23 protein-coding genes are annotated in these 19,416 nt (G+C 70.3%); 12 read left to right on the top strand and 11 right to left on the bottom strand.

Annotated elements, in window-relative coordinates; all coding sequences use genetic code 11:
- Positions 1-12 precede the first annotated feature (12 nt).
- Together AB0J66_RS08805 and AB0J66_RS08800 are read left to right on the top strand one after the other, a co-directional pair.
- On the top strand, positions 13-228 hold the full coding sequence (locus AB0J66_RS08805; protein ID WP_364657497.1) for a hypothetical protein: 216 nt from the start codon (positions 13-15) through the stop codon (positions 226-228).
- An 18-nt stretch (positions 229-246) separates the two neighbouring features.
- Complete coding sequence (locus AB0J66_RS08800) at positions 247-753, top strand: hypothetical protein (RefSeq protein ID WP_364657494.1); 507 nt, start codon at positions 247-249, stop codon at positions 751-753.
- Between the two features lie 25 nt (positions 754-778).
- Here the strand turns inward: AB0J66_RS08800 and AB0J66_RS08795 are convergent, their stop codons facing one another.
- Positions 779-961 carry a hypothetical protein gene (locus tag AB0J66_RS08795; protein WP_364657491.1) on the bottom strand — a complete coding sequence of 61 codons (183 nt, stop codon included), beginning with the start codon at positions 959-961 and terminating at the stop codon, positions 779-781.
- A 131-nt stretch (positions 962-1,092) separates the two neighbouring features.
- On the opposite strand from AB0J66_RS08795, the gene AB0J66_RS08790 reads away from it, so the two are divergent.
- Both AB0J66_RS08790 and AB0J66_RS08785 read left to right on the top strand, forming a co-directional pair.
- Positions 1,093-2,268, top strand: a complete 1,176-nt coding sequence (locus tag AB0J66_RS08790; RefSeq protein WP_364657489.1) for a hypothetical protein — start codon at positions 1,093-1,095, stop codon at positions 2,266-2,268.
- A gap of 201 nt (positions 2,269-2,469) precedes the next feature.
- Positions 2,470-2,922: a lamin tail domain-containing protein gene (locus tag AB0J66_RS08785; RefSeq protein ID WP_364657487.1), complete on the top strand. Its 453-nt coding sequence runs from the start codon at positions 2,470-2,472 to the stop codon at positions 2,920-2,922.
- A 50-nt stretch (positions 2,923-2,972) separates the two neighbouring features.
- Here AB0J66_RS08785 and AB0J66_RS08780 read toward each other — a convergent pair whose 3' ends face one another.
- Complete coding sequence (locus AB0J66_RS08780; protein WP_364657484.1) at positions 2,973-3,197, bottom strand: hypothetical protein; 225 nt, start codon at positions 3,195-3,197, stop codon at positions 2,973-2,975.
- A gap of 364 nt (positions 3,198-3,561) precedes the next feature.
- On the opposite strand from AB0J66_RS08780, the gene AB0J66_RS08775 reads away from it, so the two are divergent.
- From AB0J66_RS08775 to AB0J66_RS08760, 4 genes are all read left to right on the top strand, one after another.
- Entirely contained in the window at positions 3,562-4,182 is a 621-nt protein-coding gene (locus tag AB0J66_RS08775) for a VOC family protein (RefSeq protein WP_364657482.1), read from the top strand.
- A 42-nt stretch (positions 4,183-4,224) separates the two neighbouring features.
- Positions 4,225-5,637 carry a glycosyl hydrolase family 18 protein gene (locus AB0J66_RS08770; RefSeq protein ID WP_364657480.1) on the top strand — a complete coding sequence of 471 codons (1,413 nt, stop codon included), beginning with the start codon at positions 4,225-4,227 and terminating at the stop codon, positions 5,635-5,637.
- Positions 5,638-5,738: 101 nt separating this feature from the next.
- Positions 5,739-6,614 carry a patatin-like phospholipase family protein gene (locus tag AB0J66_RS08765; RefSeq protein ID WP_364657477.1) on the top strand — a complete coding sequence of 292 codons (876 nt, stop codon included), beginning with the start codon at positions 5,739-5,741 and terminating at the stop codon, positions 6,612-6,614.
- Positions 6,614-7,678 (top strand): 1-acyl-sn-glycerol-3-phosphate acyltransferase, encoded by a 1,065-nt coding sequence (locus tag AB0J66_RS08760; RefSeq protein WP_364657474.1) that lies wholly within the window; start codon positions 6,614-6,616, stop codon positions 7,676-7,678. The genes AB0J66_RS08765 and AB0J66_RS08760 overlap by 1 nt, the downstream gene beginning before the upstream one ends.
- Here the strand turns inward: AB0J66_RS08760 and AB0J66_RS08755 are convergent.
- Both AB0J66_RS08755 and AB0J66_RS08750 read right to left on the bottom strand, forming a co-directional pair.
- Entirely contained in the window at positions 7,664-8,452 is a 789-nt protein-coding gene (locus AB0J66_RS08755) for a hypothetical protein (protein ID WP_364657471.1), read from the bottom strand. The two genes, AB0J66_RS08760 and AB0J66_RS08755, sit on opposite strands and share 15 nt — an antisense overlap.
- An 87-nt stretch (positions 8,453-8,539) precedes the next feature.
- Entirely contained in the window at positions 8,540-9,325 is a 786-nt protein-coding gene (locus AB0J66_RS08750) for a hypothetical protein (RefSeq protein ID WP_364657469.1), read from the bottom strand.
- 148 nt (positions 9,326-9,473) lie between these two features.
- Between AB0J66_RS08750 and AB0J66_RS08745 the strand changes: the two genes are divergently transcribed.
- Entirely contained in the window at positions 9,474-10,625 is a 1,152-nt protein-coding gene (locus tag AB0J66_RS08745; protein ID WP_364657466.1) for an FHA domain-containing protein, read from the top strand.
- Here AB0J66_RS08745 and rocD read toward each other — a convergent pair.
- The 4 genes from rocD to AB0J66_RS08725 all read right to left on the bottom strand — a co-directional run bounded on the left by rocD (position 10,622) and on the right by AB0J66_RS08725 (position 14,357).
- The gene (gene rocD, locus AB0J66_RS08740) at positions 10,622-11,842 is read right to left on the bottom strand and encodes an ornithine--oxo-acid transaminase (protein WP_364657463.1); all 1,221 of its coding nucleotides are present in this window, start codon (positions 11,840-11,842) and stop codon (positions 10,622-10,624) included. The genes AB0J66_RS08745 and rocD overlap by 4 nt on opposite strands.
- 46 nt (positions 11,843-11,888) lie before the next feature.
- Positions 11,889-12,695, bottom strand: a complete 807-nt coding sequence (gene ddaH, locus AB0J66_RS08735; RefSeq protein ID WP_364657460.1) for a dimethylargininase — start codon at positions 12,693-12,695, stop codon at positions 11,889-11,891.
- A gap of 268 nt (positions 12,696-12,963) precedes the next feature.
- Positions 12,964-13,638, bottom strand: coding sequence for a thrombospondin (locus AB0J66_RS08730; RefSeq protein WP_364657458.1), 675 nt, complete (start codon positions 13,636-13,638; stop codon positions 12,964-12,966).
- A 107-nt stretch (positions 13,639-13,745) separates the two neighbouring features.
- Complete coding sequence (locus AB0J66_RS08725) at positions 13,746-14,357, bottom strand: ATP-dependent Clp protease proteolytic subunit (RefSeq protein ID WP_364657456.1); 612 nt, start codon at positions 14,355-14,357, stop codon at positions 13,746-13,748.
- Between the two features lie 286 nt (positions 14,358-14,643).
- Here AB0J66_RS08725 and AB0J66_RS08720 point away from each other — a divergent pair, with 286 nt between their 5' ends.
- Entirely contained in the window at positions 14,644-15,069 is a 426-nt protein-coding gene (locus AB0J66_RS08720) for a hypothetical protein (protein WP_364657454.1), read from the top strand.
- Here the strand turns inward: AB0J66_RS08720 and AB0J66_RS08715 are convergent.
- Together AB0J66_RS08715 and AB0J66_RS08710 are read right to left on the bottom strand one after the other, a co-directional pair.
- The gene (locus AB0J66_RS08715) at positions 15,041-15,274 is read right to left on the bottom strand and encodes a hypothetical protein (RefSeq protein ID WP_364657451.1); all 234 of its coding nucleotides are present in this window, start codon (positions 15,272-15,274) and stop codon (positions 15,041-15,043) included. The two genes, AB0J66_RS08720 and AB0J66_RS08715, sit on opposite strands and share 29 nt — an antisense overlap.
- Positions 15,275-15,293: 19 nt before the next feature.
- A complete protein-coding gene (locus tag AB0J66_RS08710; protein ID WP_364657448.1) occupies positions 15,294-16,139 on the bottom strand; it encodes a helix-turn-helix transcriptional regulator in 846 nt (281 codons plus the stop codon).
- 103 nt (positions 16,140-16,242) lie between these two features.
- On the opposite strand from AB0J66_RS08710, the gene AB0J66_RS08705 reads away from it, so the two are divergent.
- Entirely contained in the window at positions 16,243-17,043 is an 801-nt protein-coding gene (locus AB0J66_RS08705; protein WP_364657446.1) for an NAD(P)H-binding protein, read from the top strand.
- 18 nt (positions 17,044-17,061) lie between these two features.
- Positions 17,062-17,880 (top strand): DNA-formamidopyrimidine glycosylase family protein, encoded by an 819-nt coding sequence (locus AB0J66_RS08700; protein WP_364657443.1) that lies wholly within the window; start codon positions 17,062-17,064, stop codon positions 17,878-17,880.
- Here AB0J66_RS08700 and AB0J66_RS08695 read toward each other — a convergent pair.
- Entirely contained in the window at positions 17,852-19,327 is a 1,476-nt protein-coding gene (locus AB0J66_RS08695; protein ID WP_364657437.1) for a polysaccharide deacetylase family protein, read from the bottom strand. The genes AB0J66_RS08700 and AB0J66_RS08695 overlap by 29 nt on opposite strands.
- Between the last annotated feature and the right edge of the window lie 89 nt (positions 19,328-19,416).

Below are 19,416 nucleotides of genomic sequence, written 5' to 3'. Positions count from 1 at the left end.
ACAGGAGGCTTGATGCTCTGCTGGTTCTGTGCCGAGCCCGCCCGCGCCACCTGCCGCTTCTGCGGCCGCGGCGTCTGCGCGGAGCACGCCCGGTTCGGGCCGTACATCCTGCAGGTCAGCCGCTCGGAGAACCGGCGCCGGGTCGAGGCGCTGGTGGTCGACGACGCCGTGCAGTGCGGCTCCTGCCGGCCACGACCACACGCGGTGGCGATGCCGGAACTCGACTGATGGCCCTATGGTGCAGTCATGGCGAAGTTCGGCGGTGACGACCTGGGCGTGTGGTCCGAGTTCGGCACGGTGGCGGGCATGGTCACCACCAAGAGCGGCGAGGACCTGTCGGTCACGACCGGTCTGGGCGACAATCCGGACCTGGACGGGCTGCCCGCGGTCACCGGGTTCGGGCCGGCCCCGCTTTCGCTGAGCGACGATCTCGGCGAGGCCGTCCGGGAGACAGCCGCGGCGGTACGCGAACTGACGCCCCCCGACGGCTACGACAACCAGGTCGACGCGGACGGCGACGGCACCCTCGACGACGCCACCTACCGCGGCCGCGCCGACGGCGGCGCCGACATCCTGGTCGACCTCAACCATGACGGCCACACCGACTTCATCGGCGTCGACCTCGACCTCGACAACCGCGTCGACTTCGCCGGCTACGACAACGACCACGACGGCCACTTCGAAAAGCGGATGTACGACGACAACGGCGACGGCTTCCTCGACCGCACCGTCTGGACCGACGAGGGCAGCTGACGCTGGGGCACGCCCAGGTGGAGTGTCATCGCTGGAGAAGCTCACGAATCGCGGCGAACAGGGCCGCCGCGGTGCCCACGCCGACCGCCCAGGCTGGACTGTGCGCGGCCAGTACCCCGGCCACCGCGGCTCCGCCGGCCGCCGCGATCGTGGTCCACCGTCGTGATGCCCGCAGATCCGGGGTCGAAGAACTGTTTCCGCTGGTCATGAATCGTTCGCTCCTTCGTGGTCGAGGGGCCTGTCGCCTCCTGCCACACCAGCAGACCAGCGGGCCACCGTCCGGTTCCCGACAAGCTCGCGGGGTTCCAAACTCGCCGCCGGTTGGTACGGTCGCAGCTCGTGGTCCGCACACAGCCCAGCCCCGCCGACACCGCCCTGCTCGAGGCCGCCGGCGAACGAGGAGCCAAAGCCACCGTCACCCAGCTTGAACGGTGGCGGACAGCGGGATTGCTGGTTCGCAACGACCAGCGCGGTGCCGGACAGGGACGAGGCAGCGTTTCGATCGCCCCGGCCGAGGCAGTCGACCTGGTGGTGTGGCTCAGCGCCCACGCCCGTCCCGGCCGCCGCCCCGAGAATTTGGCTCTGCAAGCATTCGGCGCCGGCTTGCCGATCCCGGAACCAACCGTGCGCAGGGCTTGGCTTACCGCCGCCACCGACTTGCAGCAAGACGTGTTCCTCGGGCCAAACGGAGACGGCGATCGCAGCGCCTGGATAGGCGAAGTCGCGGACGAACTGGCCGGCAAGCACGGCGGCAAGATCGTGCTGCTGCCCCGGCGCCTGCGCGACATCGATGCTCGCATTGCCGCGTCCGGCATCTCTTTCACGATGCCGGAATTGGCCGCGTTCGACAAAGGCCCCACCGAGACCGAGCCGTACACCACTCGGGACTTTCTCACCACGGCCGTTTCCGCGGTGCTGGGTGGTACCAGTGAGTTCGTGGACGCCGACCTCGCCGCGGTCTCCCGGGCCCTGGCCCCTCCCGGCGCGGCAGTCCCGGTCGCCTCCATGCTCGAGTACCCAGACGGTGGGCCCGCCTTGGCCGACATCAACGACGGCAGCGGTCTGAACCTGCTCCCGGCCGGCGACGCTCGCGACGAATTGACTCGGATTGTCACTGATGCTTCTCTCGCTCAACTGAGATCGGCTTGGCAGGCCGTCGACGAGATGCACCGCTGGGCGGCGTCGCTGTGCGACACCGTGGAAGCCGAACTGGACGCGATGGCGGCCGGCGATCCCCCGGCCGAATGCCCGGGCCTGATGCAGTGGTTTTACGGCGTCGCCTTCGGGCTCAACCGGCTGCTGTTACGCCAGGCCCTGCTCGAGCCGGCCCCGCCGCCCAAGGCCCAAGCGAGTACCGCGGTGATGTTGTTGTTTCTGGCCACCGGCGTGAGCCGGCTTCGGGTGTTGGTGCCCGACGGGCAGTTCGAGCTCCTGCCGGTGCTCCTACCGCCATTCCTTTACCAACTGGTCGCCGTCGACCTGCCGGCAGGTCCGCGCCGCGACGACCCGGTCTGACCGCGGAGACCGGCCAAGGCTGCATTTCAGCGCTGCGAGCGGGTGGGCCGCCTTCCCGGGTTGGGGTCGGCGACGTCCGGGTTGCGGGGGAGGGCTGAGCGGCGTGTTGTTGTGGCCGAGTGGCCGAATGGTCGTTGTGGCTTGGGCTCGTTGGGCAGGGCAGCATCGGCTGGCTCCGTTCTTCGAGGGAAGGCACACAGGGTGAAGAAGAAGTTCTTCGTCGCGGCGGCGGCCGCGGCGTCCATGCTGGGGTTCGCGGTGGCCACGCCGGCCCAGGCGGCTGAGGCGCCGGTCTACTTCAGCCGGATCTACTACGACTCGCCGGGCAGCGACACCCGCAGCAACGCCAGCCTGAACGCGGAATGGTTCCGGCTGACCAACAGCACCAAGAAGACGATCCAGCTGCAGAACTTCACCGTCCGCGACGCCTCGAACCACGTCTACAAGTTCGGCGCCTACGCGCTGCTCCCGGGTAATTCGGTGACCGTCCACACCGGTAAGGGCACGGCGGGCAAGCCGGCCAAGAACGACCGCTACTGGGGCTCCGGCAACTACATCTGGAACAACACCGGCGACACCGCGACTCTGCGCAACCCCGCCGGCAAAACCATCAACACCTGCAAGTTCGGCAAGGGCGTAGCCACGAACTGCTGATCGTCGTGACAGACCCGGACCGCGTGGTCCGGGTCTGTTGTTGATTACGGTCAGCGGCCGATGAGGCCTACATCGGCCAGGGCGGACACCGAGGTGACGACCAAGCCGATGATCGGAACCCAGAAGAGGACGCGCTGACGCCAGCGTTCGCGCTGCTTCTTACGGGTGGCGAGCGATTCCGGAGACGACGACTCGACTGATGTCCGAAACGGACACCGTCGAGTCGTCATCCACCGAAACAGGATGACCGCGATGGCGATGACACGCCCGAACATGACCCCACACCCCTGACCGACTCGCGCCGGGCCGCGCATCAATAGGCATGTGACAACTACTGGGCAAATTCTCATGTGGGGCAGATCAGGTTGGACAAGCCCGCTCCCGGGAGCCTGCTGCCTAATGGCGCAACCTGCGCAGTGGTCGAGCCGCTGCGGGAATCGGCGGCCGAGCCGCTCAGTCCTCAAGAGGGCTTCAAGCCCCGGGCTGTAGGTCATCAATTGTTCGAGCATCGCAAAGACGCTCGAGGTAGCCCAAGGTTCTTCCATTGCAGGCGCGAGCGCAAGAGAAGCAGTGTGTCACCTTCCGGCCGAAGTCGACGGGCAGAGACGCTGATGGATTCTTCTGGCAGGCTCGCGCGGTATGACGGAGCAGATCACGGCCGCGGAGTTCCATGGCTCGGAGGGTGTTGAGGACTGGCGGGTGCTCTACCACGTGGTGGCGGCGCATTTTCGGACCGCGTCGTTCGGGGAGGGTGTGGCGCTGGTCGAGGAGATCGGGCGGATTGTCGAGGCCGGCCGGGCGCCGCGGGTTGATCTGCGCGGGGATGGTGTGACGGTCACGTTGACGGCGCGGGATGTGGGGTTGGCGCGGCGGATTTCGGAGGCGGCCCGGGGGCTGGGTCTTACGGCTGATCCGTCGGTGGTGCAGCTGGTCAATGTCACGATCGACGCGCTGGTGGGGGCCGAGGTGCTGCCGTTCTGGCGGGCGGTGCTCGGTTATCAAGCTGTCGGCGACGACTACCTGGGTGATCCGCGCGGGCGTGGGCCGGGGGTCGGGTTCCAGGTCATGGAGGTGGCTCGGCCGCAGCGTAACCGGGTTCATCTGGATGTGGCGGTGCCGCACGATCAGGCCGAGGCGCGGGTGGCCGCGGCGCTGGCGGCCGGTGGTCGTCTCGTCTCGGCGGCGGATGCGCCGAAGTGGTGGGTCCTGGCCGACGCCGAGGGGAACGAGGCGTGCGTGGCCACGTGGCGCGGGCGCTGACAAACTATTTACAAACAAAGTTAACAGTATTCATACTGAGCCATGCGCCGATCGATGATCTTCGCCATGACGGCCGCGTTGGCGGCCACGGGTGGCACTGTCTACCTGGCCTCGTCGGCCGGGACAGCCAGTGCCGCGGCCGCGTGTGCGCCGGCCTGGAGCGCCACCGCCGTCTATGTGAAGGACAATTCCGCCTCGCAGAACGGCCACAACTACACCGCCAAGTGGTGGACGCAGAACGAGGCGCCCGCCACGCACAGCAGCCAATGGGACGTCTGGGTCGACAACGGGGTGTGTGGTGGCACGACACCGCCGACAACCGCCCCGCCCACTACGGCGCCACCCACAACGACACCGCCACCCACAACGACACCGCCGACCACCCCGCCGCCGACCACGCCACCCCCGACCACTCAGCCGCCGGTCACGGGAATCCCCAAGCGCGCCCTCATCGGCTACCTGCACGCGAGTTTCGCGAACGGCTCCGGTTATCTGCGGATGGCCGACGTCCCCGGCAACTGGGACATCATCAATCTCGCTTTCGGCGAGCCGACCAGCGCCACCTCCGGCGACATCCGGTTCACGCTCTGCCCGGCCACCGAATGCCCGGGGGTCGAGTCCGAGGCCGATTTCATCACCGCCATCCGGAACAAGCGGGCGGCCGGCAAGAAGGTGCTCCTGTCCATCGGCGGCGCCAACGGCCAGGTGCAGCTCACCACGACCGCGGCCCGGGACAAGTTCGTCAGCTCGGTCAGCGCGATCATCGACAAATACGGACTGGACGGCGTCGATGTCGATTTCGAGGGGCATTCGCTCTCGCTGAACACCGGCGACACCGATTTCAAGAACCCGACGACCCCGGTCATCGTCAACCTGATCTCGGCCCTGAAGAGCCTGAAGGCCCGGTACGGGGCGAACTTCGTGCTCACCATGGCCCCCGAGACCTTCTTCGTGCAGCTCGGCTACCAGTACTACGGATCGGGCCCGTGGGGCGGGCAGGACCCGCGCGCCGGCTCGTACCTCCCGGTCATTTACGCGCTGCGCAATGATTTGACGATCCTGCACGTCCAGGACTACAACTCGGGCTCCATCATGGGCCTGGACAACCAGTACCACTCGATGGGCGGCGCCGATTTCCACATCGCCATGACCGACATGCTGCTGGCCGGATTCCCGGTGGCCGGGAACACCGCCAACGTCTTCCCGGCGCTGCGTGAGGACCAGGTCGGTTTCGGCGCCCCGGCGTCCGTCAACGCCGGCAACGGATATGTCGCCCCGGCCGCCGTCCAGCAGGCCGTCGGCTGTCTCGTCAAGGGCACGAACTGTGGCTCGTACACCCCGCGCAGCAGCACCAATCCGAATCTCCGCGGCCTGATGACGTGGTCCATCAACTGGGACAAGTTCGCGGGCTACGAATTCCAGAACCAGAACGGCGCCTACTTCAAAAACCAATGAGGTACGCAATCTAGAGGCGCAACCCGGTGCCGTCGGCTCCGGGTTGCGCCGCAACTCGGGCTTGCGGCAGAGCCCGGCGGGCCGCGTGCCACCATGAACGCATGGTCGACGGTCCGGTGGCGTTCGTGCTCGGTGGCGGTGGCGTGCTCGGCGCGGTCGAGGTGGGCATGCTGCGCGCGCTGTTCCGGGCCGGGTTCCGGCCCGACACGGTGATCGGCACGTCGATCGGCGCGGTCAACGGCGCCCTGGTCGCCTCCGACCCGAGCGAGGCCGTGACCGACCGGCTGGTCCGGCTCTGGACGTCGCCCGAGGCGGCCACCGTCTACGGCGACTCGATCGGGCGGCAGCTGCGCCGGTTCGCCGCCCGCACCCACCTGCACTCGCCGCTGCCGCTGCGCCGGCTGCTGGAGAGCGAGCTCGGTGACACCGCGAGCTTCGGCGACCTCAAGGTGCCGTTCCGGTGCTGCGCGGCCAGCATCGAGCGGGCGGCCGAGCACTGGTTCGACAGCGGCCCGCTGGTCGACGCGGTGCTCGCCTCCTCGGCCGTACCGGGCCTGCTGCCCCCGATGGAGATCGCGGGGGAGCACTATGTGGACGGTGGGATCGTCAATTCGATCCCGATCAGCGAGGCGGTCCGGGTCGGGGCCAAACTGATCTTCGTACTGCAGGTCGGCCGGGTCGAGCGCCCGCTCACCGTGCCCCGCCGGCCGTGGGAGGTGGCCCAGGTGGCTTTTGAGATCGCCCGGCGGCATCGGTTCGCCCGGGACCTTGCCTTCCTGCCGGACGATGTACGGGTGCACGTCTTACCCAGCGGCGGCGGCGAGGGCCGGGACGACAGCCCGTGGGCGTACCGGGACATGGCCGCGGTCGGCCGCCGGATCAGCCGCGCCTACACCGCCTCCCGGCGTTACCTGGCCGCAAACGTCCATCCCCATCCCCATCCCACCGCCCCGCCCGCCACCCCTGACGAGGCCTGATGCCACCCGTCTGGATCCGCCGTCTGGTCTTCGCCCCCGCCGTCATCCTGCTGGCCCTCGCGCTGGTCACCACCCTGCCGCTCTGGCTCTTCCTCGGCCTGGTGGCGTCGCCGCTGGTTCCGGGTCATCTGCGGGTGCCCCGCCTGGTGCTGCTCGGCATCCTCTATCTGTGCTGGGACGCGGCGGCGCTGATCGTGCTGGCCGTGCTCTGGGTGTGGTCCGGGTTCGGCCGCAACATCCGTACGCCCGAATTTCAGCTCCGCCACTACCAGGTGACCGGGACCTTCCTGCGGGTGCTGTTCTGGATCGCGCGCTGGGCGCTGCATCTCACTGTCGACGTCGTCGGCACCGACCCCGACACGGCCGTCCCCGGCCGCCCCGAGGTCGTGGTGAGCCGGCACGCCGGACCGGGCGACTCCTTCATCCTGATCCACGCGCTGGTCAACTGGTTCGACCGTGAGCCCCGGATCGTGCTCAAGGCCACCCTGCAGTGGGACCCGGCGGTCGACGTGCTGCTCAACCGCCTGCCCAACCGCTTCATCTCGCCCGGCCGCACCGGCACGGACACGCTGGAGTCGCAGATCAGCGACCTGGCCACCGGTCTCGACGAGAACGACGCCTTCGTGATCTTCCCGGAGGGCGGCAACTTCACCCCGCGCCGGCGCACCAGCGCGATCGCCCGGCTCCGGGCCCGTGGCCTGGCCGAGGTGGCCGACCGGGCCGAGCATCTGCGGCACGTGCTGCCGCCCAAGCCGGGCGGTCTGTTCGCGGCGATCGACGCCGCGCCGGACGCCGGGGTCATCTTCGTGGCCCACACCGGCCTGGACCGGATGGTGACGATCTCCGACGTGTGGCGCGAACTGCCCATGGACAAGCGGCTCGTGATGCGTTTCTGGAGCGTCCCGCCCGAGGAGGTCCCGACGGGCGAGGAAGAGCGGGTGGCCTGGCTGTACGACTGGTGGGAGAAGATCGACGCCTGGATCGACGAGAACCGCCCCGCGTTCCGCCCGTTGAGCACGGACTGGAGCGCGAGGCGGGCCCCGGCGTCGTCAGCTCCCGAGTGACTTGTACAGGCTGTCCGGCGCCTCGGTGATCTCCGAGGCCGCGGGCCGGGCCGCCGTCACCGGAACGCCGTAATCGGTGTAGAGCACCTCGAGCGGCTGCGCGTTCGGGATCTGGATGGTCAGCACCGACAGGCGGCCCTGGGCGTCCAGGCCCGCGGTGAACGGCACGTTCTGGGCCTGCGTGCTGTCCACGGTCACCTGGGAGACGCCGGCCAGGCCGGCCGCCTTGGTCAGGTCGAGCGTGCCGGCGTAGCTGTTGGAGCCGGTCGCGTGCACGTCGGTGGCCGAGCCGAGCAGGTTCGACGTGTTCACCGGGTCGATCTCGCCGGGCCGCAGGCCGACGTTGGCCCCCTCGGGCAGCCGGGCCACGTCGACGTGGGTCCACGTGCCGGCCTTGGTGAAGCCGGGAACCTGCAGGTACAGGTCCTTCTCGATCAGCAGGGTCTTGAGGCTGACGTCGGCGTTGGTGCCGGTGGCCTTGAGGTCGGCCGTGCCGACGCCCTTGCCCGGGTCGATGGCGCCGGTCAGCTTGAAGCCGCTGCCCGAGGTTGCGGTGATCTTGAAGCTGGTCGTGCCGAGCTGCGACGTCGCCTTGGTCAGCGCGTCGACGGCGGCGGGGTCGGCCGCGCCCACGCTCGCCGACGCGGTTGCACTGGCGGTGGGCGCCGGTGCGCTCGCGGCGGGTGTCGCGTCGCCGTTCGCGCAACCGGCGAGCGCGAGCGCCGCCGTGGCCGTCGTCGCGAGCCCCAGCCCGGCGAGCCGTGGTGTCCGCATGTCCGTCCCTCCTGCCCGTCCCGGCCTCCGAGTGACGCCGGCAACACCGACATCAATGCCCGAAGGCCGTGGCGGGCCAAACCCTTTCTACGCACCCATGGCTTTGCGGAACTTCTGCGGCATTTCGGTGACCTCGCCCGCGGCGGGCTGGACGATGTCGACCGGGACGCCCCAGCCGGAGTAGGTGGCGACCATCTTCCCGGCCCCCTTCATGAGCGACTCCAGGTCGACCGAGAGCTCGGTCAACCGGCCCTCGGCGTCGGTCTGGGCGGTGAAGGGCACGGCCGCCGCCTTATCGCCCAGGGACTTCAGCATGGCCGCGTTGGCCGTGGCCGCCTTGGTCATGTCGAGCGTGCCCTTGAACGCGTGGTCGCCGGTCCTCGTCACCTCGGTCGCCGTGGTGATCAGCTTGGCCGTGTTGGCCGGGTCGGTGTTCTTGATGCTGATGGGGCTGCTCTCCGGCACCTGCGACACGTCGATGTGCATCCACTTGCCCTCGGTCGCGCCGGTTGCCGTACCGACCTGGCCCTTGGTCTTGACGTAGAGGTCCTTGCCGATCTGGCGGGTGATCATGGAGCCGGCCGGGCCGAGGTCGGTGCTCATCTCGGACGCCTTGGCCTTGGCGTCGATCGCGCCGGTGCCACCCACGCCACCCGAGGCGGTCAGCTTGAACTTGACCGGGGTGTCGCTGAATTTCGCGTACGCCGCCGTCAGCTCCTCCGACGCCGAAGCGGGAGCCGTAGTGGGCGCGGTAGTGGGCGCGGTGGTTTCCGGCGCGGCCGGGTCCGGCTTGTCGGAGCTGCCGCAACCGCCTGCAACCAAGGCCGCGGCCAGGGCGAGACCGGCGATGGCCGGGCGTCGAAGACTCTTCATCGAGCTCCCCCGTCAATGTGTCAATATCATCTTTTGTCGATGTCCGGGTGGACGGCCCACACGGTAGCTCAGGGGGTGTGACGCCCGCCTCCGAAGCGCACGCGGCATGATTGCCGTGGCAGAAACCGTGTACCCCTGGGGAGGACCCGTGAGATTCGAGATCAGCAAGGTCCTCGACGCCATCGAGGCCCGGCTCACCACCGACCCCGCGCTGGCCCGCGCCGTGGTCGACATGTCGGAGATCATCCGATATGCGGACCTGGATGGCGGCCGTCCGGCCAGCTCGGTGCGGCTGGGCCTGGTCCTCGACGCGCTCGGCGTGCGCTTCGCCGAGGAGAACGTCCCGGTCTACGTGGTGGTGCCCCGCGGTCTGCTATCCGACACCGATCTGACCTCGAACGAGCGAATGGTCATCCGCCGTTGGGCGGACGACGGCAAGGTCGAGGTCGTCCCCCAGCTCGACGGCCGCGTCTTCGAGGCGGCCGACCTGCTCGGCGTGCCGGTGCTGACCCGCAGCCGGGCCGACCGGGAGCGCGAGCGCTACCCCTGGGTCGACGAGCCGGGCCGCCTGCTGGCCGCGGTGGCCGGCGAGGGCGGCACCACCGTGCTGGTGCCCCGCGTGGGCCGCAACGACCCGCCGCGGCCGCCCGAGCGCTCGGCGATGGGCGAGCGTCTGCTGGCCCGCGTCTGGAGCTGCCCCGAGCCCAACTGCGCGAGCTACGGCAGCGGCGGCGACGCGGACAGCTTCTTCGCCGACATGCGCACCTTCACCAGCCCGGTCTCCCAGCCGCCACCGGCGCTGCGGGGCGGGGTGCCGACCTGTCCCCGGCACGGCGAGCGGCTGAAGGACGCGGGCCAGCGGGCGGCGGTCGAGGTTCTTTCGGTACGCATCGACGGCGTCATCCGCCGCCGGTTCGTGGTCTCGACCGACGAGCCCGTGGTCGTCGGCCGCGCCCCCGAGGGCACCGGGATCATGCTCGGCCAGTGGCTCACCGACGACGCCCGCAAGTGGATCAGCCGTGGCCACGTCAAGTTCACGCTGCGCCCCGACGGCACGCTGACCGTGCAGGACGTGAGCACCAACGGCAGCGGCGTGCGCCCGGCCGGCTCGGCCGACGACGACGCCCGGCTCACCCTGCGCCGCGGCGAGACCCGCACGCTGGGCCCGGAGGACGTGGTCGAGCTCTACGCCAACGTCAACGTGGGCCGGGCCAGCATGTGGGCCACCGGCGGCGTCGCCCAGCCCCAGTCGGTGATGGCCGAGGCGCCGACGATGGCCCTGCGCAAGTTCGAGCGCTAGCTCGCCTCGGTAAGGATCGCCGCCAGCTGGTCCACCGCGTGGTCGATCTCGTCCGCGGTGACGACCAGCGGCGGCGCCAGCCGGATCGTCGAGCCGTGCGTGTCCTTGGCCAGCACGCCCCGCTCGGCCAGCAGCTCGCAGGCCCGGCGGCCGGTCATCAGGGCCGGGTCGATGTCGACCCCGGCCCACAGGCCCCGGCCGCGCACGGCGATCAGGCCCCGGCCGACCAGCTCACCCAGCCGCGCGTGCAGCCGCGCGCCCAGCTCGGCCGAGCGCCGCTGGAATTCGCCGGTCGCCAGCAGGCGTACCACCTCGGCCCCGACCGCGCAGGCCAGCGGGTTGCCGCCGAAGGTCGAGCCGTGCTCGCCCGGCTTGAGCACGCCGAGCACGTCCCGGTCGGCGGCCACGGCCGAGACGGGCACGATGCCACCGCCGAGGGCCTTGCCCAGCACGTACATGTCCGGGACGACGCCCTCGTGCTCGATGGCGAAGGTGCGGCCGGTACGCCCGAGACCCGACTGGATCTCGTCGGCGATCATCAGCACGTTGGTGGCCGTGCAGAGCTCACGCACACCGGCGAAGTAGCCGGTCGGCGGCACCAGCACGCCGGCTTCACCCTGGATCGGCTCCAGGAGCACGCCCACCGTGTTCGGGGTGACGGCGGCGGCGAGCGCCGCCAGATCCCCGTACGGCACCACGACGAAGCCCGGGGTGTAGGGCCCGAAGTCGGCCCGCGCGTCCGGGTCGGTGGAGAAGCTGACAATCGTGGTCGTACGGCCATGGAAGTTGTCCGCGGCGACGATGATCTCCGCCCGCTCGTCCTCGACGCCCTTGACCCGGTAACCCCACTTGCGGGCCACCTTGATCGCGGTCTCCACGGCCTCGGCGCCGGTGTTCATCGGCAGCACGAGCTCCTTGCCGCACAGCTCGGCCAGCGACCGGCAGAAGACGGCGAACTGGTCGTGCACGAACGCCCGGCTGGTCAGCGTGACCCGGTCGAGCTGCGCGTGCGCGGCGGCGATCAGCTCCGGGTGCCGGTGGCCGAAGTTCAGCGCCGAGTAGCCGGCCAGGAAGTCCAGATAGCGACGGCCGTCGACGTCGGTCACCCAGGCGCCCTCGGCCTCGGCGACCACCACGGGCAGCGGGTGGTAGTTGTGCGCGGTGTAGCGCTCGGCCTCGGCGAGCTCGCCGGGCGTGCGCTGGTCAACGGTCGTCACGAACGGTGCCTTCCTTTGCTTCGGCTGCTCACTGCGGTGCGGGCGGTCATGACCTGACCTCCAGGGTGCAGCACTTCGGGCCGCCGCCGGCCTTGCGGAGCTCGGAGACGTCGACCCCGACGGTCCGGTAGCCCGCGGCGCGCAACTCGGCGGCGAGGTGGGTGGCTTGTTCCGGCAGGACCACCGTACGGCCGTCGCTGACCGCGTTGAGGCCGAGAACGGCGGCGTCCTCCGCGTTGGCGATCACCGCGTTCGGGTAGAGCTGCCGCAGCACGGCCTGCGAGCCGGGCGAGAAGGCCGACGGCAGGTACGCGACGTTGGTCTCGTCGAGCACGCAGAGCGCGGTGTCGAGGTGGTAGTACGCCGGGTCGACGAGCTGGAGCGTGATCACCGGGCGGTGCAGCGCCTCCTGCGTCTCGGCGTGCGAGGCGTGCGACGTGCGGAAACCGGTGCCGGCCAGCAGCACGTCCCCGGCGAGCAGGATGTCGCCCTCGCCCTCGTTGGTGAACTTGGGCTCGACGACGGTGAAGCCGCGCTCGCGGAACCAGGCCGCGTAGGCCGGCGCCTCGTCGGCCCGCTCGGCGTCGCGGAACTGCACGGCCAGCACCCGGCCGTCGACCACGGTGGCGCCGTTGGCCGAGAACACCATGTCGGGCAGGCCGGGCAGCGGGTCGATCAGCTCGACGGTGTGACCCAGGTCGAGGTACGTCTGCCGGAGGGTCTCCCACTGGCGGACGGCGAGAGCGTTGTCGTAGGGCGCCGTGGGATCCATCCACGGATTGATCCGGTACGTGACGGCGAAGTGGGTGGGCCGGCACATGAGGTAGCGACGCGGCGAGGCCGTGGTGGTCATGGCAGAAACGCTAGAGCCGCCAAGCCGTACGAAGCCCCTGCTCAACCATGCGAGTGGCTTTCGATCATTGCGTCATCCGGCCGTTCGGCGGTGATTCATTGCGCGGGGCGGAAAACACCTCGGGGGCGGCCTGAACCAGGCCGCCCCCGGAGGGTGAATTGAGTGCCGGCGAACCGCCGGGTTTTTCGGGGCGGGATCGGTGGTGACCGATCCCGGTTCCGAGAGGTGCGCCCGACTCCGTCGTCGTCCGCTGAACTGTTACTACCCGTCAGAACCGGTCGACAAACTGTGCATCAAGCCACTCGCGAAGATTGTTCACGGGCTGCACGTCGGTGCCGAGCCAGTTGAGCGAGCCGGTGAGGGCCAGCACGCCGAGCACGATGGCGGCCAGGGAAAGGATCATGCCGAGCAGGGCGTCGGTCTTGCCCGCCACGTGGCGCTTGCCGGTGGCGTGGATGCCGCTCAGCGACAGGATCAGGGCCACCGCGGCGACGCCGATGCCGTAGCCGAGCAGCGGGCCCGAGAGGACCAGCAGCACCGACGCGACACCGAGGATGAGGCCGAGGGTGGCCAGCAGGCTCGCCCGCGGCTTGGGGCCGGCCGGGGCTTTCTCGGCCTCGACGACGGGCTGGGCCACCGTCTTCTGCTCGAGGGTGGGCGGCTCATCACGATCGACGCGGCGCGGCTGCTCGTCACGCTCGACGCGACGTGGGGGCGTCTTGTCGACGACGGCGCTGCCGGTCGGGCGGCCGACCGAAGGCGGGGGCGGCGGCGGGGCGAGCTTGCGCTCCGGCTTGGTCGCGGACGCCGGCGCGGCCGGAAGATCGGCCGTGGCGTCCGGGTCACGCCGCGCCCGCACCGGGGAGGTGTCGGTCGTGGCCGCCGGGGTGGGGTTCTCCGTGGTATCGGTTTCGGTCTGGCGGGAGAACGTCGGGATCCTCACGTCAGCACCTCCTTGACGGTTTGGGGGATGACAGTCCTCTACCCCGAACCCTCAGAAAACACACAACGGGCACGCGGCGAGACGCCGCGTGCCCGTGTTTCAGCAGGTCAGCTGATCGGAGCGCCGCTCGCGTTGACCTGGTTGGCCTTGGTGATCACGTGGTCGATCAGGCCGTACTCCCGGGCCTGCTCGGCGGTGAACCAGCGGTCACGGTCCGAGTCGCGCTCGATCTCCTCCGGGGTGTGGCCCGAGTGGAAGGCGATGCGCTCGTTCATGACCTGCTTGATGTGCAGCATGCTCTCGGCCTGGATGGCGATGTCGGCCGCGGTGCCGCCGATGCCGCCGGAGAGCTGGTGCATCATGATCCGGGCGTGGGGCAGCGCGTACCGCTTGCCGGGGGTGCCGGCCGCGAGCAGGAACTGGCCCATCGAGGCCGCCATGCCCATCGCGATCGTGGCCACGTCGTTCTTGATGTACTGCATCGTGTCGTACACCGCCATGCCGGCGCTGATGGAACCGCCCGGCGAGTTGATGTAGAGCGCGATGTCCCGCTCACTGTCGGCCGAGGCCAGCAGGAGCAGCTGGGCGCAGATGCGGTTGGTCACCTCGTCGTTGACCTCGCTGCCCAGGAAGATGATCCGCTCGCGCAGGAGCCGCTCGAACACCTGGTCGTCGAAGGATGCGCCGCCGCCCCGCATAGTCAACTCGTCAACACTCATGACAACACCCTCTCGCATCCGTCTGGGGGCCCGTCACTCGACCGGCCGTTCGACGCCTTAAAGCTTTACCCAGGACAGCCCGGCCGCCCAGCGATTCCCCTGTCGGCGAATCCGCTCTCGGCATAACCTCGCCGTCTCCCCGGCACCCGGCATCCCGGCTGGCCCGCGCCCTTCATCGAAGCATGACCACTCCCCACCGCCGCCGCACCGTCACCCTCGTCACGTCCGCCACCCTTGCCGCAAGCCCGCGTCCCCAACAGGAGCGCGAACTGGCACGCTGACAGGTATGCGATCGAGCGCCTGGCTGAAGAACGACAACGAGTTTCCGCCCGGCGGGAAGCTGTTCCGATCGGAGCGGCGCTTCTCGGTCTGGGCGTACAGCGTGAGCCACAGCCAGCTGCTGCTGCGGGCCACGCGGTCCGGAGACGAGCGGCGGATCGATCTTCTGTTCAAGCCCGTCGAGGCGGTGAAGACGCGGATGGACTACGACGGGCTGGTCGTGCGGTGTGCCACCGCCGGCGAGCGTGAATTCGTCCTGCGGGAGACCGGCGCCGCCGCGCACAACCGGGTCTTCTTCCTGGAGACAGACGACGCGTGCGACTACGTGGTCGCGTCGGCGATGGGCTGGCAGGCGGACGATCTGGGGGACCGCGATCCCAGTGCCTTGGCTTCTTTCCCGCCGGCTAGCGATCCGGCTCGGCTTTTGTCCTGAGCATGTCGCCGTCGGAGGCGGGGGCTTCCATGCGCTGGTCCTGGATGGTCAGTTGCTGGCGGGACCGGTGGGCGCCCGGGTTGTAGAGCTCGTCGATCGGGCCCATCAGGCCGGTGCCGGCGCCGCTGCGGCGGACGCGGCGGGTGAGCCAGGTCAGCGCGAGCAGGACGGCGACGAGGGCGCCGAGGAAGATGAGCGGGGCCACGAGGGTCAGCATAGGGACGTCAGGTGGGGGCGGTCAGGTCCTGGCGGCCGACGACCTTCAGGAGGGCCAGCTGGCCGGGGGCGTCGGTGCCGGGGCGGGGGGTGAAGACGAGCAGGTGCTGGTCCTGGCGGGCGGTGGCGAGGACCTCGCAGTCGATGTCGATGAGGCCGACGGTGGGGTGGACGATGCGTTTGCGGTCGCTGCGGCGTACGGCCACGTCGTGGCGGTCCCAGAGCTCGGCGAATTCGGGGCTTTGGGTGTGCAGGGTGCGGACGAGCCGGACCGCGAGCGGGTCGTGGGGGCGCATGGCGACGGCGGCGCGCAGGTCGGCGACCTGGATCTCGGCCTGGCGTTGCTGGTCCTCCGGCGGGTAGAGCTCGCGGGTGCGGGGGTCGGTGAACCAGCGGTAAACGAAGCTGCGGGCCAGGCCGGCGAACGTGGTCTGCTCGCCGAGCAGGGCGACGGCCAGCGGGTTCTGCACGAGGATGACGCCGAGGTCGGAGATGACCATGGCCGGGAGGTCGGTCAGGGCGTCGAGGAGCCGGAGCAGGCCGGGGCTGACGTGCTCGTCGATGCCGTACGAGGGCGGTGCGGGGTGACCGGCCAGGTGGAACAGGTGGTTGCGTTCGTCGACGGTCAGGCGCAGGGCGCGGGCCAGGGCGGCGAGCATCTGCGGCGAGGGCTGCGGGCCGCGGGCCTGTTCGAGCCGGATGTAGTAGTCGGGTGACATGCCGGCGAGCTGGGCGACCTCGTGCCGGCGCAGGCCGGGGGTGCGGCGGCGGGCGCCCGCGGGCAGGCCGACCTCGGTGGGCTGGAGCAGCTCCCGGCGCCGGCGGAGGAAGCCGGCGAGCTCCTTCTGGTCCATGCCTGCAGCATGGCGCGCCGCCGGGGTGGTCAGGGAGGGACCGCCGATACCAGTCTCGACGGGTCTCTCCCGGCCGGCGGCGGCCCGGCGGAGGGTAGGAGCCATGAAGATTCTTGTCACCGGGGCCACCGGCACCGTCGGCGGCCACGTCGCCCGTCAGCTTTCCGGTCGCGGCCACGAGGTGGTCGCCCTGGTCCGCGACCCGGCCAAGGCGGATCTGCCGGCCGAGGTCACGCTCGTCCAGGGCGATCTGACCGACGCCGAGGCCGTCCGCCGGGCCCTGGACGGCGTCGACCGGGCCTACCTGACCATGGCCGACGACAACGGCGCGGTGTTCGCCGAAGAAGCCGGCCGGAAGGGCCTGGAACACGTCGTACTGCTGTCCTCGTTCACCGCGGTCACCGAGCTGCCCTCCGGCGCGGCCAACTTCGTCACCGCCCGGCACCGGGCCGGCGAGCGCGCCCTGACCGGGGCCGGGGTGCCGTCGACGTTTCTGCGGGCGGCCGGCTTCGACTACAACATCCTGCTGTGGCTGGGCGACGACGATGTGGTCCGGGCCCCGTACGCCGACGTGAAGCTCCCGATCGTCGATCCCGCCGACATCGCCGCGTCGGCCGTCGCCCAGCTGACCGCCGACCACCCGAAGCCCGGCGCCTACCTGATCACGGGCCCGGCCGTGCTGTCGGTCCGTGACCAGATCGACGTCATCAACAAGACCTTGACCAGGATGTACGCCGTACAGCAGATCCCCGAGGCGGAGACCGGTCTCCCCGCCTCGATCCTGGAGACCATGGGCCCGGCCGCCGCGGTCGTCGCCCCCACCGGCGACGTGGAGCTGCTGACCGGCCGCCCGCCTCGCCCCTTCGAGGCCTGGGTGGTCGACAACCGGTTGGCCTTCAAATAGCCGGGTACCGTTGCGGCCGTGCCAGAGGGACACACCATTCATCGGCTCGCAAGCCGGCATCGGGAGCTCTTCGCGGGGCAGGTTCTGCGGGTCGCCAGCCCGCAGGGGCGGTTCGCGGGTGGGGCTCAGGCCGTCGACGGGCGGCGGCTGACCGACACCGAGGCGTACGGGAAGCATCTGTTCCACCACTACGAGGGCGACCTGAGCGTGCATGTGCATCTCGGGCTGTACGGGAAGTTCGCCGACGGTGCGGCGCCCGTGCCGGAGCCGGTGGGGCAGGTACGGATGCGGGTGGTGGGGGAGTCGCACTGGCTCGAGCTGCGCGGGCCGACCGCGTGTGAGGTGTTCGACCCGGGGCAGGCGCAGCAGTTGCGGGACCGGCTGGGCGCCGACCCGTTGCGCGACGACGCCGATCCGCGGGCCGCGTTCGCCCGGGTGCGGTCCAGCACCAAGCCGCTGTTCGCCCTGCTGCTGGACCAGTCGGTCGTCGCCGGGTGCGGGCTGATCTACGCCAACGAGGTGCTTTTCCGGGCCGGGCTGGCCCCGACCACGCCGGGGCGGCTGATCGGGGCCGAGTTGTGGGACGAGATCTGGACCGATCTGCGCGCCCTGATGAAGGAGGGCGTGGCCCGGGGCCGGATCGACACGGTGCACACCGAGCACACGCCGGAGGCGATGCAGCGGGCGCCACGCGTGGACCGGCACGGCGGTGAGGTCTACGTCTACCGCCGTCCCGGTCAGGCGTGCCTAGTCTGCGGCACCGCGATCGCGCGGGGTCCGCTGGCCGGGCGCAACCTTTACTGGTGTCCTACTTGCCAGCCGGCGGGGTCGCCGTAGGGGTGGCGGCCGGGGCCGACGGGGTCTCGGTGGGCAGCGCCGACGGCGGCGGGCCCGGGATCTGCGGCAGGCCGAGGGTGAACTTCGCCTTGAGCCAGGGGATCAGCTTCTCGTAGGCGGCGATCGTGTCGGGCTGGCCGAAGTCGTGGGAGAGCACGATCGAGCCGGGCTTGACGTGCTTCTGCACCGCGGCGATCACCCGGTCGACGTGCTGAGCGTCGGTCTCGCCCTCGGGGTGGTCCCAGTCGCGCGGGTCGACCTGCCAGTAGATCGAGGTCATCCCGGCCCCGCCGGCGACCGCGACCAGCCGGTCGGTGAAGTTGCCGCCGGGGGCCCGGAAGAACGGGATCTCGGCCCCCGGGACGGCGGTGCGGATCTCCACGTTGGTCCGCTCGAGGTCCGCCTTGATCTGCTCGGGCTTGTCCTTGCCGATCTTCAGGCTGTGGTCCCACGTGTGGTTGCACAGGGTGTGACCGGCGTCGACGATCTGCCGCACGATCTCGGGGTGCTTCTTGACCTGCGACCCGACGAGGCAGAAGACGGCCTTGACGTCGTTCTGCTTCAGCAGGGCGAGGATCTTCGGCGTCTGCACCGGGTCGGGGCCGTCGTCGAAGGTCAGCGCGACCGCCTGGGTGCCGGTGGTGAGCAGCGAGGCGCCCGGGCCGGTGACCGGCGCCTTGGGTGCGCTCTCGCCGGTCTGCTGGGCCGACGGCGTGGCGCTCGGAGCCGCCGTGGGCGCCGTCGCGGCGGGCGGGGGCGCCGCCGCATTGTCGTCAGTGGACGATCGGTCGTCATCTTTGCCGGTTTTGTCGCCGCTGTCGGCCGGCTTGGACTTGGCCGGCTCGTCATCCTCAGCCGGCTGGGGCGCCGGGGCCGGCTTCTTGACCGACTGAACCCCCACCACGGCCTGGGCGGCGGCGTTGACCGCGTCGACGCTCTCGCGGCGTTGCTCGGCCGGCATGGCCAGCAGCAGGATGCCGATCGCGACCAGCGAGGCCAGTAGAGCCTGTTGCCGCGCCTTGCCCATCAGCAGCCAGGACTCGATCGGCAGGGTGCCGGGGGCGCGGTGGCTGCCCGTCGTCGGCGGGCGCTGCGCGGACGGTTTGGCCACGGCGTGGCGGCCGCCGCGGGTAGGCCGCTGGCCGCGGGTCGCGTTACGCGGGCGCGGCACGTAAGCCTCGTCGCCGACGAAGCTTACAACCGGCTTGCCCCGGCGGTACCGCGTCTCGGGCTGATCGACGGCGAGGGCAGGGTCGAGGCCGGCGACGGCACGATCGAGGCCGGCGGCAGAAGGATCGAGGACGGCGACGGAACCTTGATCCCGGACGGCCACGGAGGCGTCCGAAGTGGGCACGAACACGTCGGCCAGGGACTCCGGTCGTTGATGATGCCGCCCGCCGATCGCTTGTCCGGCCGGGGTCGGATAACGAGGAGATTGCGGCGACATGCTGCATGCCTACCGTGCCGCATGATCAAGCGCGAGACCGGATCGGTGGTTGTCACGCTACCGAGCGCGATATCACCTGGTAGTCGCCT

The organism is Actinoplanes sp. NPDC049598 (assembly GCF_040675435.1).
Taxonomy (GTDB): Bacteria; Actinomycetota; Actinomycetes; order Mycobacteriales; family Micromonosporaceae; genus Actinoplanes.
Note: the sequence above shows the minus strand (reverse complement) of the source record. Positions and strands in the feature narration are given on the sequence as shown.